The organism is Ruegeria sp. YKSE079 (assembly GCF_059612845.1).
Genome location: NZ_JBXWRJ010000006.1, coordinates 182,262 through 200,010 on the forward strand (window position 1 = coordinate 182,262; position 17,749 = coordinate 200,010).

At 57.1% G+C, this 17,749-nt stretch carries 14 protein-coding genes; 8 read left to right on the top strand and 6 right to left on the bottom strand.

The window, feature by feature from the left end:
- Positions 1 to 36: 36 nt before the first annotated feature.
- On the bottom strand, positions 37 to 1,572 hold the full coding sequence (locus tag AC2FMY_RS07690; RefSeq protein WP_496807193.1) for a benzoate-CoA ligase family protein: 1,536 nt from the start codon (positions 1,570 to 1,572) through the stop codon (positions 37 to 39).
- A 162-nt stretch (positions 1,573 to 1,734) separates the two neighbouring features.
- Between AC2FMY_RS07690 and AC2FMY_RS07695 the strand changes: the two genes are divergently transcribed.
- Positions 1,735 to 2,652: an SDR family oxidoreductase gene (locus AC2FMY_RS07695; RefSeq protein ID WP_496747489.1), complete on the top strand. Its 918-nt coding sequence runs from the start codon at positions 1,735 to 1,737 to the stop codon at positions 2,650 to 2,652.
- Positions 2,653 to 2,775: 123 nt separating this feature from the next.
- The gene (locus tag AC2FMY_RS07700) at positions 2,776 to 3,807 is read left to right on the top strand and encodes a TRAP transporter substrate-binding protein (RefSeq protein ID WP_496747487.1); all 1,032 of its coding nucleotides are present in this window, start codon (positions 2,776 to 2,778) and stop codon (positions 3,805 to 3,807) included.
- Between the two features lie 323 nt (positions 3,808 to 4,130).
- On the opposite strand, the gene AC2FMY_RS07705 is transcribed toward AC2FMY_RS07700, so the two are convergent.
- Positions 4,131 to 6,476, bottom strand: coding sequence for an oxidoreductase (locus AC2FMY_RS07705; RefSeq protein ID WP_496747485.1), 2,346 nt, complete (start codon positions 6,474 to 6,476; stop codon positions 4,131 to 4,133).
- Between the two features lie 319 nt (positions 6,477 to 6,795).
- Between AC2FMY_RS07705 and AC2FMY_RS07710 the strand changes: the two genes are divergently transcribed.
- The gene (locus tag AC2FMY_RS07710; protein WP_496807194.1) at positions 6,796 to 7,440 is read left to right on the top strand and encodes a GNAT family N-acetyltransferase; all 645 of its coding nucleotides are present in this window, start codon (positions 6,796 to 6,798) and stop codon (positions 7,438 to 7,440) included.
- Between the two features lie 91 nt (positions 7,441 to 7,531).
- On the top strand, positions 7,532 to 9,301 hold the full coding sequence (locus AC2FMY_RS07715) for an adenylate/guanylate cyclase domain-containing protein (protein ID WP_496747481.1): 1,770 nt from the start codon (positions 7,532 to 7,534) through the stop codon (positions 9,299 to 9,301).
- 36 nt (positions 9,302 to 9,337) lie between these two features.
- Here the strand turns inward: AC2FMY_RS07715 and AC2FMY_RS07720 are convergent, their stop codons facing one another.
- The 4 genes from AC2FMY_RS07720 to AC2FMY_RS07735 form a co-directional block, all read right to left on the bottom strand.
- The gene (locus tag AC2FMY_RS07720) at positions 9,338 to 10,216 is read right to left on the bottom strand and encodes a hypothetical protein (RefSeq protein WP_480752004.1); all 879 of its coding nucleotides are present in this window, start codon (positions 10,214 to 10,216) and stop codon (positions 9,338 to 9,340) included.
- Positions 10,217 to 10,370: 154 nt separating this feature from the next.
- Positions 10,371 to 11,666, bottom strand: coding sequence for a gluzincin family metallopeptidase (locus tag AC2FMY_RS07725; protein WP_496807195.1), 1,296 nt, complete (start codon positions 11,664 to 11,666; stop codon positions 10,371 to 10,373).
- Positions 11,667 to 11,700: 34 nt separating this feature from the next.
- The gene (locus tag AC2FMY_RS07730; RefSeq protein WP_496807196.1) at positions 11,701 to 13,032 is read right to left on the bottom strand and encodes a TfuA-like protein; all 1,332 of its coding nucleotides are present in this window, start codon (positions 13,030 to 13,032) and stop codon (positions 11,701 to 11,703) included.
- Complete coding sequence (locus AC2FMY_RS07735; protein ID WP_496807197.1) at positions 13,032 to 14,138, bottom strand: YcaO-like family protein; 1,107 nt, start codon at positions 14,136 to 14,138, stop codon at positions 13,032 to 13,034. Before AC2FMY_RS07735 ends, AC2FMY_RS07730 begins: the two co-directional genes overlap by 1 nt.
- Before the next feature lie 11 nt (positions 14,139 to 14,149).
- Here AC2FMY_RS07735 and AC2FMY_RS07740 point away from each other — a divergent pair, with 11 nt between their 5' ends.
- The 4 genes from AC2FMY_RS07740 to AC2FMY_RS07755 form a co-directional block, all read left to right on the top strand.
- Positions 14,150 to 14,482, top strand: coding sequence for a hypothetical protein (locus AC2FMY_RS07740; RefSeq protein WP_496807198.1), 333 nt, complete (start codon positions 14,150 to 14,152; stop codon positions 14,480 to 14,482).
- Positions 14,483 to 14,513: 31 nt separating this feature from the next.
- Positions 14,514 to 15,701, top strand: a complete 1,188-nt coding sequence (locus AC2FMY_RS07745) for a 2-aminoethylphosphonate--pyruvate transaminase (RefSeq protein ID WP_496807199.1) — start codon at positions 14,514 to 14,516, stop codon at positions 15,699 to 15,701.
- 22 nt (positions 15,702 to 15,723) lie between these two features.
- Positions 15,724 to 16,968 (top strand): phosphonoacetate hydrolase, encoded by a 1,245-nt coding sequence (gene phnA, locus AC2FMY_RS07750; RefSeq protein ID WP_496807200.1) that lies wholly within the window; start codon positions 15,724 to 15,726, stop codon positions 16,966 to 16,968.
- A 3-nt stretch (positions 16,969 to 16,971) separates the two neighbouring features.
- On the top strand, positions 16,972 to 17,749 hold a 778-nt coding region (locus tag AC2FMY_RS07755), incomplete at its 3' end, for an aldehyde dehydrogenase family protein (RefSeq protein ID WP_496807201.1).

Genomic DNA, 17,749 nt, shown 5'->3' on the forward strand with positions numbered 1-17,749 from the left:
TCTGCGCTCCCGTCGTGTGGTGTTTCCTACAAGCTCTCAGTTTCGCAGCTTGAACCGCTGGATCTTGCCAGTCGCGGTTTTGGGCAGTTCGTCTACCGCGACAACCCATCGAGGATACTTCCAAACCCCAATTGATTTCTTGACATGGTCTTTGAGTTCCCTGATCAGATCATTTTCGTCGCCGGCATCGTTCAGCACGACGTAGGCCTTGGGTTTGACAAGGCCCTCCTCATCCTCGTGCGGCACTACGGCGGCCTCGATCACTGTGGGATGAGAAATGATTGCCTGTTCCACTTCGAAGGGAGACACCCAGCGACCGCTGACCTTGAACATATCATCGGTTCGACCGCAGTAATGATAGTACCCTTCGTTATCGCGGATGTACTTGTCACCGGTTCGGGTCCATTCGCCCATGAACGTGGCACGAGATTTTGCACGTTGATTCCAATACCCGTCACCAGCCGAGCCGCCACAGACCAGCAACTCACCCAGAACGCCGTCTTCGACGTCCTGGTCCTGCTCATCGACCAGTCGGAGTTTATAGCCCGAGAATTCGCGCCCCGATGTGCCATAGCGGATATCGTCGGGTCGGTTGGACAAAAACACGTGCAGCATCTCCGTTGACCCGATACCGTCCAGTATACCTACCCCCATGCGGCGTTCCCAGTTCGTGCCGACATCTTCAGGCAAGCCTTCGCCCGCCGAAATGCAAAGCCGCAACCGGTCCGAGCCGTTTTTCGGGATGCATGAGTTGCTTGCAAGCATGGCGGCATAAAGCGTTGGAACGCCAAAGAACAAGGTCGGCCTGAAGCGCTGCATCATGTCCAGTACAGATTGCGGTGTTGGCCGGTCCGGAAGCAAAACCGCAGTTGCGCCGACCGACATGGGAACCGCCATGCTTGCGCCCAGCCCATATGCGAAAAAAAGCTTTGCTGCGCTGAAGCATACGTCATCGTGTCGAATTCCCAACACGTTTTGCCCATAGGTGTCGGCGACATAGGCTGGGCTGGTATGGACATGCCTAACGCCCTTCGGCGCGCCGGTCGACCCCGAAGAATATAGCCAAAACGCTGTTTCGTCCGGGTGGGTCAGCGCGGTTTCGAATGAATCGTTGGCTTCGGCCATAAGCGCGCGCAAAGTCGGGAAGGCACCGCAATCATTGCCGACGGCGATGACGTGCTTGAGGAACGGAAGCTGGTCAATAAGCGGCTCGACCAAATCGATCAGCTCGATGGACACGAAAATGGCCTGAGAACGGCTGTCGCTCAGCATATAGAGGTACTGATCAGCAGTCAGGAGCGTATTGAGACAGACCGGAACGATGCCTGCACGGACACACCCCCAGAAAACAACCGGATAGTCTACCGTGTCCAACATTAATACTGCGGCTCGGGTCTCTTGATGAAGCCCGAGCTGGTTCAACATGTTGGCGACCCGGTTGGTCGCCTTTTGCAATTGCGCATATGTGAGGGACCGGTCGGGATCGACAAAGGCGCACTTTTCACCGAAACCTCTTGAAACATTGATGTCCACCATAACTTGGGCGGCATTGTAGTGATTTAGCTGACTCACGAAGCTCGCCTCTCAAACCACTTCCGTTTTCATAAAAAGTATTGTAGTACTTGTATACCTAATTTATTGACCGCGCAATCCAGGAATTGGCAGGTAGCTTTTCCAATCACCACAAGCCATTCTGAATTAGGGAAAAACGGGTGTAGCAAGAAGGTTTGGATCTTGAGAAAGCGTCTGCTGGAGGGAAAAGTAGCACTTGTCACCGGTGGGGGGCGTGGGATCGGGCGTGACATTGCATTGATGATGGCAATGTCTGGCGCCAAGGTCGTGGTAAACGACATCGGCGCGAAAAGCGACGGTGAAGGACAGGATGAAACACCTGCTCGCGCAGTCACGAACCAGATCATCGCAGGGGGTGGTGAAGCCGTAGTGAACTATGGTTCGGTAGCCCAGTTCCGTGATGCCAAGGCCATGGTCGAGCAGGCGCAGGAAGACTTTGGCAGTATCGACATCGTAGTCAACAATGCCGGGATTTTGCGTGACACGATCTTTCACAAGATGACCGAGAAGGATTTTGATCAGGTAGTTGCCGTTCATCTGAAAGGAACATTCAATGTCAGCCGCTGCGCCGCAGAGGTGTTTCGCAAACAAACCTCTGGGTGCTTTGTCCACATGACGTCGACGTCTGGGCTTATCGGCAACGTAGGTCAGGCCAACTACATGGCCGCCAAGTTAGGCATTGCGGGACTGTCGAAATCCATTGCGATGGATATGGCTCGCTACAACGTCCGGTCCAACTGCATAGCACCGTTTGCATGGAGCCGAATGACGGAATCCATTCCCGCGACAACCCCAGAGGAAAGTGCGCGTATCCAAAAACTGCGCCAGATGACACCGGACAAGATCGCCGTCGTCGCAACCGCTCTTGCCTCGGATGACGCGAAAGATGTGACAGGGCAGATATTTGCGGTGCGCAACAACGAGATTTTCCTGATGGGTCAGTCGCGGCCCGTTCGGGGAATGCAGCGAAACGAAGGTTGGACGCCGGAAAGCGTTTTGGAGCATGCCCTTCCCGCAATGAGGCCGAGCTTTTTCGACCTCGATCGAACCGAAGACGTGTTCACCTGGGACCCGGTGTGATGTGGGCGCATTTTAGATCTAGCCGACTGCGGTCACGGCGCAAAAAACCTTGGGAATCTTGCCGCTCCGATCTGCGCTATTGGATCAGAGCAAGCCATTCAACAAAGGTCAAGGGAGGAGAAAATGACCATACTAAACCTATTCAAAGGCTTTGTCGGAGGAGCCGCCCTAACGCTAACGACAGCGGGGATGGCGCTAGCTGCCGAATATACGTTCAATCTGCAAAGCTTCCTGCCAGCCCAGGCCACAATCCCCAGCAAGATCATTGATATCTGGGCCGATGAAATCGAAGAGGCATCCGAAGGACGCATCGAAATCAAGCGATACGCGTCGATGCAGTTGGGTGGCAAACCCCCGGAACTGATTGACCAAGTCATCGATGGTGCGATTGATATCACGTGGAACGTGGTCGGGTATACTCCGGGGCGTTTCCCGTCCACCGAAGTGTTCGAGCTGCCGTTCCTTGTGACCGATGCGAGAGCTGCTTCCTCCGCCTATTGGCAGATGATGCAAAAACACATGGCAGACACCGAGTTCAAAGATGTCAAGGTGCTAGGTGTTTGGGTTCACGGCCCAGGGGTCATCCACGCAAACAAACCCGTTCTGACGCCAGCGGACTTCAATGGCATGAAGATCCGCGGCGCGTCACGTCAGGTCAACGCATTATTGAAAGAGTTGGGTGCAACACCCGTTGGAATGCCGGTACCAGCCGTGCCCGAGGCCCTCTCCAAAGGTGTTATCGACGGAACGACCATCCCTTGGGAGGTTACAAAGGCGCTGAAGGTGCCGGAACTGGTGGACAATCATACCGAGTTTACCGGCCCGATGCTGTATACCGTCACCTTTGTCTTGGCAATGTCACACGAAAAGTACAACAGCCTGCCTGACGACCTGAAGTCTGTGATTGACGAAGCTTCCGGCCTCAAATTCTCAATATTCGCTGGCGGAACGCAACAGGATTATGACGAACCATCGCGCGATCTTGCCGTCGAGATGGGCAACAATATCGTCACCTTGAGCGCGGAGCAGTCGGCCGAATGGGCCGCGGCCGCGGCGCCGGTCTATGAGGCTTGGATTTCCGAAATGAAGGAAAAGGGCATCGATGGACAAGCCCTCATAGATGAAGCCAAAGCCTTGATGGCCGCATACAACTAGGAGTGGCAGTTGCGCCGGTGCACCGGCGCAATAACCTTTTCCCGGGATCGAAAAGGTGAGAACCCAACGCAAAGGTCTGGATATCAAGTCGCCTTTGCGGTGCAGTCGCAGAATCCGATGTTCCAGATCATCAAAACAGCCAATCAGACTCTCAGCCAATTCGTTGAAGAGGCGAATGAGGTATATTTGCCGGAAAATCCTCACAAGGCCTAAGATCCATAATGCGGTCCGTTCCAATCCACCGCGCTTCCTGAGACAAGCCTCTACTTACGCAAAAAAATTGATTACGTAACACGCGTTGGTCGATTGCCGGGCGACAATGCCTAACTGACATGGCGCCCCGGTGCGGCTTTCCGTTGCAGATCAAGCATCCGTACGCGATTTTTTTCCGCCTCACGAAATACTTGCGCGCCACCGCTCCGATATTGCGGTGGCCAGAACTCCTCATTTTGCGCTCCATACCAGGCTGCTGCCTGGTGAGTGAAATATGGGTTCCACAAATGAGGGCGCCCCAGAGCGACCAAATCGGCGCGCCGCGTATGCAGGATTGTGTTGATTTGAGCGGCTTCTGTAATCGCGCCGACCGCCATTGTCGCGATCCTTGGCACGTTACGAACAGCTTCAGCCAGATGAGTTTGGAACATACGGCCATAGACTGGCTGTTGTTCAGGGACAGTCTGTCCTGCTGAAACGTCGACAAGATCGCAACCCGCGTCACGGAATGCTTCGGCTACTCCGATGAGGTCGGCTTCGGTTAAACCGCCTTCCTTCCAGTCTGTGCCGGAAACGCGGACTGACATTGGACGGCCAACGGGCCAAACGCGTCGCATGGCGGCAAAAACTTCAAGCGGAAAGCGCACCCGGTTTTCTAGAGAGCCGCCAAAGTCGTCATTGCGTCTGTTGGTGAGGGGTGACAGGAACGAGGCCAGAAGATAGCCATGCGCGCAATGCAACTCCAGCATGTCGAACCCGGCCCGCGCTGCGCGTTCTGTCGCCTGCACAAATTCCGCCTTGATCCGATCCATCCCTGCGCGATCCAGCTCGTCAGGGACCTGACTTATTCCTTGGATCCAGGGAAGGGGAGAGGCTGAAACCAACGGCCAATTGCCTTCTTTGTCCTGAATGGGATAGTCCGCCTGCTGCCACCCCAATTGGGTGGAACCTTTTCGTCCGGCATGGCCCAGTTGCATCGCAACTTTCGCCGCCGAATTTGCGTGAATGAAATCGACGATGTCCTTCCATGCTTCTTCGTGGCTATCCGTCCACATACCTGGGCAGCCTTCGGTAATGCGTGCGTCGGCGGACGGGCAGGTCATTTCGGTGAAGATCAGCCCCATACCTCCCATTGCATGGCTGCAATAGTGAACTTTATGCCATTCGGTTGGGTTACCGTTGAGGTCTGCCGAATATTGTGCCATCGGAGACATCACCACACGGTTAGCCAATTCCATGTCCCGCAGCTTGAACTTGGAAAACATCGGGGTAGGTCGGGATACTGTCAAATCTTCACCGGTCTCTCGCAAATGGCGCGCATACCACTCGTCGTCTGCCTTTCGTACAAATTCAGCATCCCGGACGATCAGGTTGTCATAGGTGATTGACTTGGCTCGGCACATTACGACCATTGCGAATTGATAAGGGTCCATATCCCACGACCGGCCCATGTGTTCGAACCAGGATAGTGACACATCCGCGTTGTGCTGGATGATCTGGCAAGGGGTTCGGCGAGAATCGTCATAAGTCTGAAACGCCATTTGTACATCCGTTTCGGCATGTTCGAGCAAGGCGTCCGAAAGCGCGATGGCGCATTCCATTGCCAGCTTGGTCCCCGAGCCGATCGAGAAATGTGCGCTTGCCTTGGCGTCACCCAGTATGACTATGTTGTCGACAAACCAGTTTTCGCAAAATATCCGCGGGAAATTGCGCCAATTCGACCGATTCAACAACAGAGGGTGCCCCTGAAGCTCATCGGCAAAGATCTCTTCCAGTTTGGCTTTCGAGCCTTCTTCGTCGAATTCCCTGAACCCATGCCCCTGCCAGGTTGCTTCATCCATCTCGAAGACCCAGGTAGAATGGTCTTTTTCATATTGATAACAATGGGCAACCATCTGCCCGAATTCCGTTTCGCGGAAGAAATAGTTGAACTCCCCCATTGGCCGGGTCGATCCCATCCAGCAAAAGCGGTTGGATTTCCAGGTTGTCGTCGGTTTGAAGCCGGCTTTGAAATGCTCCCGAATGGCCGAGTTGATACCATCGCTGGCGACGATTACATCGGAGTCAGGGAATTGGTTTTTTAGTTCGGCCGCGTCGATTTCAGCACCAAAGGTGATATGTACACCCAGTTCAAGGCACCGTTCTTGCAGGATGCGCAGCAACGTGTGCCGGGACGTGCCGCAGAACCCATTCCCGCCGCAGCGCATCTCGTTTCCTTTGAAATGTATCGCCACGTCGTCCCAATAGGCGAACTCGTCCCGGATTCGTTCAAAAACACGTCTGTCGCGATTTAGGAACTCGTCCAGAGTTTCGTCCGAAAACACCACTCCAAATCCAAATGTGTCGTCTGCCTGATTGCGCTCGAATACCTCGATATCCCAATCTGGGCGCGCCTTTTTTGTTAAAAGTGCGGTATAAAGCCCGCCCGGTCCGCCGCCAATGATGGTGATTTTCATCGCCGTCCCCTCCATCGCGATTCGTCATATTTGGACAGAGAAACGACTATCACAGGTTCCCAATCATTTTAACCTTAAAATTTTATGCTTAAAGCAATATCTCACATGCACGAACTGCGCAAAAACAGAGTTGCCCCTATCGCATCCCCGGTCGGTCAACATCGGCAAGAATCGACCTATGAGCCATGGTAGAGTGCAACTCTCTTTTTCAAACGGTACAACTCTGTGAACTGTGATACAGTTCAAACAAAATTTTTCATTCATGTTGCAATTGAGAAAGTGAATTTCTCGACCAGAGAAGAAAAAAAGGAACCTGTACATGCCAGATTCCCATTCAAGTCATTACTCGCTTCGGCCAATCGAGAAAGGCGATCTTGCGGTTGTGGCGGCTTGGTTTCAGGATGTCGAAGACTTGGCCGCGTTTGATCGAACCGGGCGCGTTCCGCTTAGCCTGGCCGCGACCGAGAAGGAATGGGAAGCGGCCGTCGGGCCGATGACCGAAAACGGCAGTTGCTGGTTTGCGGTAGAGACCGAAGATGCAGATGTCGTGGGCATTGTCGGCCTGGAAGGGGTTTCTTCGGTAAACCGGGATGCGGTTATCGCACTGTTCATAGACAAATCGGTGCGCAGAAACGGTGTCGGCCTGCGGTCTGTCGCGTTGGTTCTGGACCTTGCCTTTCGCCAACTCGGATTGAACCGGATCACGTCGTATTATCGGGACGACAACGAACGAAGCCAGGCCTTGGTGACGCGTGTAGGGTTCCAGACCGAAGGCAAGATGCGTCAGGCGTGGTACAATGACGGGCAATTCTTGGATATGGTCGTGGTCGGGCTTTTGAAAAGCGACTGGGACTTTCATCGCAAGGATTTGGCCCGAGAGATTGATCCGGCCACGACCGTCAGCTTTGGAAAGTCAGTGTCTTCCAGTTGGCGCTGGCCTCCCAATCACAACGAGGTGCGATAGGGGGAAACACGCGAACTGTCCGTTTTGTACCTATGAATTGGGGGTATGTGAGCAAAATGTACTTTTCGTCGGGGTGAGTGGAGTAAAAAGTTTGACTATTCAGCAAGACAATCCAACGTTCCAGCACAAGCTTGGTGCCGTCCTGTTTGCTGACGTTGTCGGCTACACCCGGTTGATGGGTGAGAACGAGATCGATACCTACAGCGCGCTGCGAACGTTGCTGGAGCAACTCGAGACTGCTTGCGAGAAATATGACGGGCGCGTGGTTGAAGTGCGCGGCGACGGTGTTCTCGCCATGTTTGACACCGCCACCAATGCGGTTCGGTTCGGCGTCGAGTTGCACCGCATCGCCGAGCGCGCGAATGCGTCCACTTTGGAAGATCAGAAAATCCGGTTTCGCGCAGGCGTCCACATGGGTGAGATCCTGCTGGATGATCGTGGAATTCACGGTGACAACGTCAATATCGCGGCACGATTGCAGGAGGTTGCGGAACCGGGGCGCGTCTTTATCAGCGCGGCCGTTTATGAACAGATCCGAAACCGGTTGCGGTTCGGGTACGAGTTTCTGGGCGCCAAATCGCTCAAGAACATCATGGAGCCGGTGAAAACCTATTGCGTGCGCAGCGAAGTTGAAGGTGTCACGCTGGCAGCGACGATCCGGCCGCACGCCGACACAGCCGAACGAGAGCGTCCCAACATCCCGTCTGTTGCGGTTCTGCCCTTTATCAGCATGGGCGGGGATCAGACCGACAGCTGGTTTGCCGAAGGGCTGACCGACGACATCATCCTGAATCTTTCGAAATTCAAGAACCTGTTCGTCATTGCGCGAAACTCGACCTTCTTTTTCAAGGCGCAGGCGATGTCGCCGCAACTGGCGGCGCGCGAGCTTGGCGTTCGCTATGTTGCGCGTGGCAATGTGAGACGGGCAGGGAACCGGTTGCGTATCACAATCGAACTGATCGATGCAGACAATGACCAGACGATCTGGGGTGAGCGTTACGACCGTGAGATCGAGGATATTTTCGTGATCCAGGATGAGGTCACGGAATCCATCGTTGCGGCCACGGCCGTTCTGATCGAGGCACAGGAGCGGCAGAGAATGGTGCAGTCCGTTCCGACGGACCTTGCCGCATATGGTTTCGTGCTGCGAGGTCAGCAGCACATCTTCAAATACACCCGTTGGGACAACCATGAGGCGCAGGTGCTGTACGAACGCGCGCTGGAAAGGGACAACAAATACGCGCGGGCATCGGCGGCGCTTTCGAGAACGCTCAACATTGACTGGCGGTACTCGTGGACCCTGGACAAGGAGCATGCGCTTGATACTGCATTGTCCTTTGCACAAAGAGCCGTGGAACTTGATCCGACCGATGCGCGTGGGTTCGGCGAACTGGGCTTTGTTCACCTTTACAGGAAAGAGCATGACGCCGCGATTGGCGCATATCGCAGGGCGCTGACGTTGAATCCGAACGATGCGGACCTGTTGTCGGATTTTGCCGATGCGCTGGCCCATTCAGGCGACAACGAAGCGGCGATCGAGCATTTGCAACGCGCGATGCGTCTGAACCCGTATTTCCCGGATCAGTACCTGTGGCACCTGGGCGGGGCGTATTACAACCTCAAGCAATATGACAAGGTCATCGCCTCAGTGACCAAGATGAACAACCCCACCGAAGGGCAAAGAATGCTGGCGGCCAGCTATGCGCAGACCGGGCAAATGGAATTGGCACATTCGATAGCGCTCAAGCACAAGGAGGCGCACCCGAATTTCTCGCTGAGCCATTGGGCAAAGGTTCAGCCCGACCGGTTGTCCGACGATACCGAACATTTTGTCGAAGGCTTGAGGAAAGCGGGTTTCTGAATCCCAAGCCGCTTGAGCGCCGGGGGGGCCGCCGGCTCAGTCGCCCGACCCACGCGCTTTTGCACCGCTCACTTTGGCGCCGCTGACCTTTGCGCCGCTTACCTTGGCACCGCTTACTTTGGCGCCACTGACCTTTGCGCCGCTCACCTTGGCTCCGCTGATAGCCGGGCTGTCGAAGCCGAAATAGATGTCGAGCAGAACCTGTTCAAACATGCCTGTCATGACATCCATGCGGATGGTGTAATCGGCCTTGTCGTATGGCCATACCCGAATGTCATTTGAAATTTGATAGTCGGCTGACGCAACGCCCGTGATTGCCGGGTTTTCAGGTGCCCGAGCGCCTTGGTCGCCAGGCAGATTGTCCGTTGCACTAATACCGTCGCCATGAACCAAAAATACGGCAGGTTCTGGCAGTTCGTAATATGTGCCTTCGTAACTGAAACCGTAGACTCGGGCAAACTTGGCGTCTTCCTCCAGTTGTCGTGCCAATAGGCTGTTTTTTCCGCGGCCTCTGCCTTTGCTACTTCCGGTTCCTTCAAAAAGCTCGAAAACCTGCCTGTCAGATGTGGAATTTGCGATTTGTTCGTAGACACCCTTTTGCGTTGCTCCGCCTTCAACGGTGACCAAGCTTCCTTTACTCAAACGAGGGAGAATCTGTTCCCAGTCATTTCCCCCACCCATCGTGATCGTGTAAAGGCCATTTTCCTTTACATTGTCCTGATTCAAAAGCAAGATTTGGTCGCCTGGGTTAACGGTTATACCGTCAACTGAAGTTCCTTTCTTATTTGCAGAGGTAACATTGGCTGGAGGCGCAGCCTTTGCATTGTTGCCGCTAACCGTTGCAGATATTTGAAGATCGCTGACAACGCGCCCAAACAAAAGCACTTCTGAAAAACTCAACAATGACTCGGTCACGACAGATTCCCCCTGTGGTTGATCCGGAGGCGACGGAGGTTCCGTCGGCTTCCCTTTGTGTTGGCCTGCGAGTGTGCAGGCCGGAATTTTTGAACAAATGAATTGTTTCCAAAATGCCATAAATCGCCGGGAAAACAAAGCCATTTGCCTGCACCTAGCCCGGAACCCGTGTGCGTACCGAAACGGCATGACTGGCGGTATCGGGATCGGCAAGGCGTGGCCCGGCATTTACAAGGCCGATATCGCGCATTCGGAAGTTGCCTTCGATGATCTGCTGGAAGGCGCCGCCGGTTATTTCCTGATCGACGATGAGCAGCGCCTTTTCGACCCCGAAATAACTGAGCATATCGGCGTCGAGCATGCTCCAGGCATCGGCGAGGTAGGAGCCCAGAAAATCGCGCGCCTCCAGCAAGGAGATGCGGAACCCTTCGGGGTTCATGGCATAGCGGTCGTCAAAAATGGATTGCATGACATCGGCATAATCGGGCGAGCCTTCCATCTGATCCGACAGGTCCTCGATCTCGGGGGTAATCAGGCCGTGAACGAGGAGCCGTTCGTGGAAGATATCAACCAGGATATCGAACATCGCGCCCGTGAGTGGCTGCGAAAGGGCATGTTCGCTGGACCAGCCATGGGCGAATTCGGATAGCACCGAGTCATTGGCCGCCATCCGGATCTGCGCGTTTTCGGAAAGCTCGGCAAACCGGTTCAGGCGGTTGAAGGTGTAGAGGTTGCCGTGGGTGTTTTCCAGCAGCGCCTCGACCACCGAACCGAAATGCAGCGAGGCGAGAAGGGCCACAAGATCGGCGGCGGATTCGTGGAACCCATAGTATTCACCCGGCGCGTTTTCGTCCGAGGGCAGGCCGACCACGCTGTAGATGATGGCATGCCCGATTTCATGGGCGACAACATCGAAATTGAGGCTGTAGGGCCGGTACTCGCCACCATGTTCGAAGGTGCCGCCGGTTTCCAGAAACCCCCATCCGATATGGGCATTGTCGAGGCTGGGCAGCAATGACAGCTCAAGCCGGTCGAAATCCTGTTCGAAATGCCAGGGGATGGGATGGCCGAAATACCCCTCCCAGACATCCATGGTGAAATGGGCCGACCCGAACAGGTGCGCTGCTTCAAACGCCGGATCAGAGGGGGAGATATGAAGGAAGTTTCCGAACTCGTCAGGCACCGGGGGTGGCTGGATGAATCCGTCCCAGGGCGGCAGATACATTCCGGGGCCATTCGGGCCAGGCACGATTGCGCCATATGGAGTTGCCTTTCCCACCGGGTTGACCGCGTACATGCGCGGACCGGACGGCCCCGGCCCGATCGTGCCGGGGGGGGCCGAAATCTCGACCAGTTCAAGCTCGGCTTCGGCATCCAGAAACGGGGACTGCGGGTAGAGGAGGAACCGTGTTCCCGGCGCTTCTTCGATCAAGTCGATTGGCCTGTGCATAATCTCCTCCGCCCTGCATCAAATGAATTGAGGTCTAGTCTTTGGTCTGTGCTCCGGCTGGGCCTTCGTCTTTCAATCTGGTCCGATACTGAAATTCCCGCTCGACTATAGCATGAAATGCATCACGATTGGTCAGGCCAAGAGCCTGAATGTGGCTATCGAGGTTATCCGGAATCGTCTGACCGAGAACGGTTTCGAAATACCAAATCATCAAACGCATGCGGTCAGGGGATGCCGAAGACCCCCTTGGTGGAACCAAACGTGCTTTCGCAAGGGCGCGTTTCTTGAGTGCAGGATAGTCCCCTGACCAGTGCAACTCGTTCAACACATAACGTCCCAGACGGTCAAAGTTTGTCTCTGCGATGGCGTCGATCCGCGCGGATTCCGTCACAAGGGCCTCGTACCCCGATTCTTCGAGATCGTTTTGTTGCAACCAATCGAGAAGGTGTTCCTTGCGCGACAAACCTTGATGACGTCGATGCCGTGACATGGTGTCGACCAGCCGTTTTCGGTCGACTTCGGTTTGCGCGCGCACCGGTTCCTGCGTGAGCATCCGCAGCATGGCGCGATCCCGGATCAGGGCAAAACGAGCGGGATCGAGGCGCAGTTCATCCAGAATTTGTTCCGCCGGATGGCTCGTTTTTGCCACCTCAGCGTCGATCCGCTGCTTCAAGCCTTGCCAGACAAGCGTGGGTTCCAGGCCGTGCGCCAGTTTCGGGGGATCGCGTTTTTCCGCCAGATGCCGTGACATGGCGTTCAGCATTTCGCGGGCGTCATCGGCCTTTGCGTCCACGCGTCCCTGAGGCAGCCATTGGGCAAACCCGTTTTTCAATGCGACATCCAATCGTTCAAGAATGGCTGGCCACTGGCGGTCGCGATAGTTCAGTGCTTTTGCAATTCCTACAAGTTGATCCGCGACTTCGGGCGCAACGATGCCTTCAGCACGTGCCCGTTCGACCGTTGCGCGGATCGAGACCATAGGTTCGCTCAGCGGTGTATATCCAAGTTCGCCGGGGCCGTGCAGAACCGCGACTTCGTCATCGTCCTTGATGGCACCGGCCCTGTAGGCTTCGAAGATACGGCCCACTCCGATCATCCCGAAATCCGCCAGTTCGGCGGCGCGCAGCGCGCCCATGCTGGCGCTGCCAAAAACCGGGATGCCCCGATCCAATGCCCAAAGGATCTCCTTGTGCCAGACAGAAGGAACGCCTTCGAAATATCCGTCAATGATGCCGATGGCCTGGGGTCGCTTTCGTGCGATACGATACACGTCGCCTTGCCCCACGGGCGGCAGAACCTCGGCATCCAGAATGTCGCGAACCCTGTCCGCAGCCAGAGTGGGGCCGACAAAGATCGCCGCCCGCATCAGACAACGGCCTCGATACGGCGCGCGCGCGGCCCGGCGATGAAGTCAGGATCGTCATGCGGCGCCTCGAGGCCCGGAATGATCACACGGACGACCGAGATGCCAATCTCGGATCGTGTCAGATCAACGGATACAACCTGCTCAATTCCCGCCTCCGCGAGGCGACCGAGCAGCCACGACAAATCGTCGTCGAACGTGGTCAACTCTGTTGTCGGACAATCCTGAAAACAGGCTTTCGGCGCCGACTTGGCGATCAATTCCTTGATGTACCGGCTTTTGGCCGCAAGGGCGGATGCCGTGAACTCCGATGGCTGCAAATCGTCCCGCGCGCCCGATATGTAGGTCAGGCGGGTTTGCGCCGCCTCTGTCAGCGCTCTGAGCATCGCGATATTCCGATCAGGATGACAGCCATCCCCTATGCCAACGTGGCCGGGCAGATCGTCTGCTTCGCAAACTGCGCACCGAAAGCAGGCAACCCCGACATCAGAGGTTGTTTCCCATATCCCCACGTTGAGACCGGCATTTTGAAACCGCTGCAACGCATCCGAACACCGCGCGTCATGGATGGTTTCAGGGTTGATCCTGAATGGTCGGTTCAGAAAATGCCAAAGCGTCGTGGCATCTCTTTCGATGACTTCGCAGATCGCGTGGCAGGTGGCTTCGCTGAGGTCATTGCCAGAGGCCAACCCGTTGGTTGTGCGCGGAAACATTCCATGCCCGCTGTTGGGAAGCTCGGTATAATCCGTATCGACCATCTCGACAGGCACCCAACAGGGCGCGCCACCAATCAAATCGGTCCCTTCGATCCAGAATATCTTCCGATGCGGATCGAACGCACAGCCGCTCACCCTCGGCAACCGGGCGGCGTCCACCACTGGCAACGTCGCGGACATATCAACATAGCTTGCGCGCCGGACAGGCAGGTCGATCCTTTCGGCATGCCATGTCTCGATGGCCTCCATCACGCCCGACACTTCGGCCGCGGCAAGTGACAGGCCCTTGCCCAGCGAGACGGCAACCGAACGGGAATTCGGTCGGGTTGCCATCACGGTCGGAAGGCCGACACGATCAAGCCCGGTCAGGTTGGCGACGCGGGTAATGCCCATTTGCGCAAGATGTGGGCGTACTTTGGCAAGCGTTTGCGCAGGATCACGCAGACGATGTGTATCGTAAATATATCGCTTTCGCGATTCACCGGGCATCAACAGGACCAGACTTTAAAACAAATGTTCGCTTGGCCGGAGGCCAAGTACAAAATCTGCGATCAAGCATGGTTGATCCCATTTGCCCGGTCAACATTCCCGTTCTCCCAATTTTCGAGTCTGGCGACGTTGTGGAATGCTTTGAGTTGGCTGTATCCCATGGGTTTGGTTTTGTTTGGATGTATAGGTTTGTTTTATTGTTTGATCGTTTTTATCAATTTTTCACAATGGTTTTGTTGGGGCAATAGTTTCTGCGATGTTTCTTTTGGAGACCGCGTCATGAGCACGCCCGCGCCCGAGATTGAAGCCCCCCGGCTGGGGGAGCCGTATTTGTTGACCCCCGGTCCGCTGACCACGTCCTGGCCGGTCAAGCAGGCGATGCTGCGGGACTGGGGCAGCTGGGATGACGATTTCCGGGCGATGACGCGGGAGCTGCGCGCCGGTCTTCTGGCGCTGCTGGGCGAGGGGGGCGAGGAGTTCGACTGCGTGCCGATGCAGGGTTCGGGCAGTTTCGCGGTCGAGGCGATGCTGGGTTCGTTCATTCCGCGGGATGGCAAGGCGCTGGTTCTGGCCAACGGCGCCTATGGGCTGCGTTCGGCGCTGACGCTGAAGTATCTGGGGCGCGATCACGTGGTTCTGGACAAGGGCGATTACCTGCCGCCGCGCGGGCCGGAAGTGGCGCGCATCCTGGCCGAGGATCCGGCGATCAGCCATGTGGTGGCGATCCATTGCGAGACCTCGTCGGGCATCCTGAACCCGGTCGAGGAGATTTCCGAGGCGGTTTATGGGGCGGGGCGCAAGCTGTTGATCGATTCGATGTCGGCCTTTGGCGCGATCGATCTGAAGCCGTCCGGGATCCGCTATGAGGCGATGGTGTCCTCGGCCAACAAATGCATCGAGGGGGTGCCGGGGTTCGGCTTTGTCATCGCCCGCAGGGAGGCGCTGGCGGCGGCCGAGGGCAACAGCCATTCGCTTTGCCTGGATGTGCACGCGCAATGGGCGCACATGAACAGGACCGGGCAGTGGCGGTTCACGCCGCCCACCCATGTGGTGGCCGCGTTTCTTGAGGCGCTGAGGGCGCATGCCGCCGAGGGCGGGGTTGCCGGGCGCGGCGCGCGCTATGGGCGCAACCGCGACGTGATGGTGGCGGGGATGCGCGAGCTGGGCTTCGAGACCTTGCTGGACAGTCGCTGGCTGAGCCCGATCATCGTCACCTTCTTCTGCCCGGCGGATGCGAATTTCGTCTTTGGCCGGTTTTACGAGCTGATGAAGGAAAAGGGGTTCATCATCTATCCGGGCAAGTTGACGGTTGTGGACAGTTTCCGCATCGGCTGCATCGGGCAGATGGACGAGCACGTGATGCGGCGGGTCGTGGTCGCCGCCCGGGAAACGCTGGCCGAGATGGGGGTTGCAAGCGCCGCCCCTCCGGCCGCCGCACTGCAAGAGCGCGCCAAGCTGGCCGCCTGAAGAAGATCGAGGAAAGCAAGAGATGACCATTCATACCCCCGTCGAAGCGAATGCGCGGGTCTATCCGACGCCGAAAGTGCCCGCGATTGCCATCTGCCTGGATGGGTGCGAGCCGGAATATCTGGACGTGGCGATTGCCAGGGGGCTGATGCCCAATCTCAAGCGGATGCGCGAGACCGGCACCGACCGGCTGGCGTATTCGGTGATCCCGTCGTTTACCAATCCCAACAACCTCAGCATCGCCACCGGCCGGCCGCCAAGCGTGCACGGTATCTGCGGCAACTACCTGATCGATCCGGACAGCGGCGAAGAGGTGATGATGAACGACGTGCGCTTCCTGCGCGCGCCGACGATCTTTTCGCAGTTCTACGAGGCGGGTTACCGCGTGGCGATGGTGACCGCCAAGGACAAGCTGCGCGCGCTTCTGGGCTCGGGGCTGAAGTTCGACGAGGGCAGGGCGGTGGCGTTTTCGTCGGAACGCGCGGGCGAGACCACGCTGGCCGGGCACGGCATCGACAATGCCAGCGCCTGGCTGGGCATGCCGGTTCCGGACGTCTATTCGGCGGAGCTCAGCGAGTTTGTCTTTGCCGCCGGGGTCAAGCTTCTGAAAGAGTTCAAACCCGACGTGATGTACCTGTCGACCACCGATTACATCCAGCACAAGTTCGCCCCTGACCAGCAGGGTGCACTGGATTTCCATGCCATGTTCGACCGCTACCTGGGCGAGCTGGACGCGCTGGGGGCGGCCATCGTGGTGACCGCCGATCACGGCATGAAGCCCAAGCATCACGCTGACGGCTCGCCCAACGTGATCTATGCGCAGGACCTGCTGGACGAGTGGCTGGGAGAGGGCGCGGCCCGGGTGATCCTGCCGATCACCGATCCTTACGTGGTCCATCACGGCGCGCTGGGATCGTTTGCCACCGCCTATCTGCCCGAAAGCGCCGACCAGGCCGACATCATGGCACGTCTCAAGGCGCGCGATGAGCTGATCCTGGTCATCGACAAGGAAGAGGCGATCCGGCGGTTCGAGCTGCCGGGCGACCGGATTGGGGATATCGTGATGATCTCGGGCGAGAACATCTGCATCGGCACCTCGGAGCACCGCCACGACCTGGCGGCGCTGAAGGAGCCGCTGCGCAGCCACGGCGGGTTGACCGAGCAGGAGGTGCCCTTCATCGTCAACCGCCGGATCGAGCTGCCGGATGCGCCCGTTCTGCGCAACTTCGACGCCTTCTTCTATGCCACGACAGCCGCGGCGGTATAAGCTATGAAAGATCAGACCATGTCCAATACCCGGATCCGCAACGAGGGAATGCGCATCGGCGGTGAGATCGTCTTTACCGACGAGACCGTGCCGGTCCACTATCCCTATACCAACGAGGTGGTCGGCTATGTCCCTGCCGGCAAGGCGGAACATGCGGCCCGCGCCTTCGAGATCGCGGCGAATTACACCCCGAAACTGACCCGGTACGAGCGCAGCCGGATCCTGCAGCGCGCGGGCGAGCTGATCGGCGAGCGGCGCGACTATCTGGCCAAATGGCTGGTGCTGGAGCTGGGCATCTGCCACCAGCACGCGATCTACGAGACCAAGCGCGCGCAGGATGTCTATCAGTTTGCCGCCGCAGAGGCGCTGAAGGACGATGGCGAGATCTTTTCCTGCGATCTCACCCACAACGGCAAGGCGCGCAAGATCTTCACCATGCGCGAGCCGGTGAACGCAATCTCCGCGATCACGCCGTTCAACCACCCGCTCAACATGGTCAGCCACAAGATCGCGCCGTCGATCGCCACCAACAACTGCATGGTCTGCAAGCCGACCGAGCTGACACCGCTGACCGCGCTGACGCTGGCCGACATCCTGTACGAGGCCGGGCTGCCGCCCGAGATGTTCCAGGTGGTCACCGGCTGGCCCGGCGATATCGGCGACGAGATGATCACCAACGGGCATATTGACATCATCACCTTCACCGGCGGCGTGCCGGTGGGCAAGATGATCGCCGAAAAGGCCGCCTACAAGCGCTCCGCGCTGGAGCTGGGGGGCAACG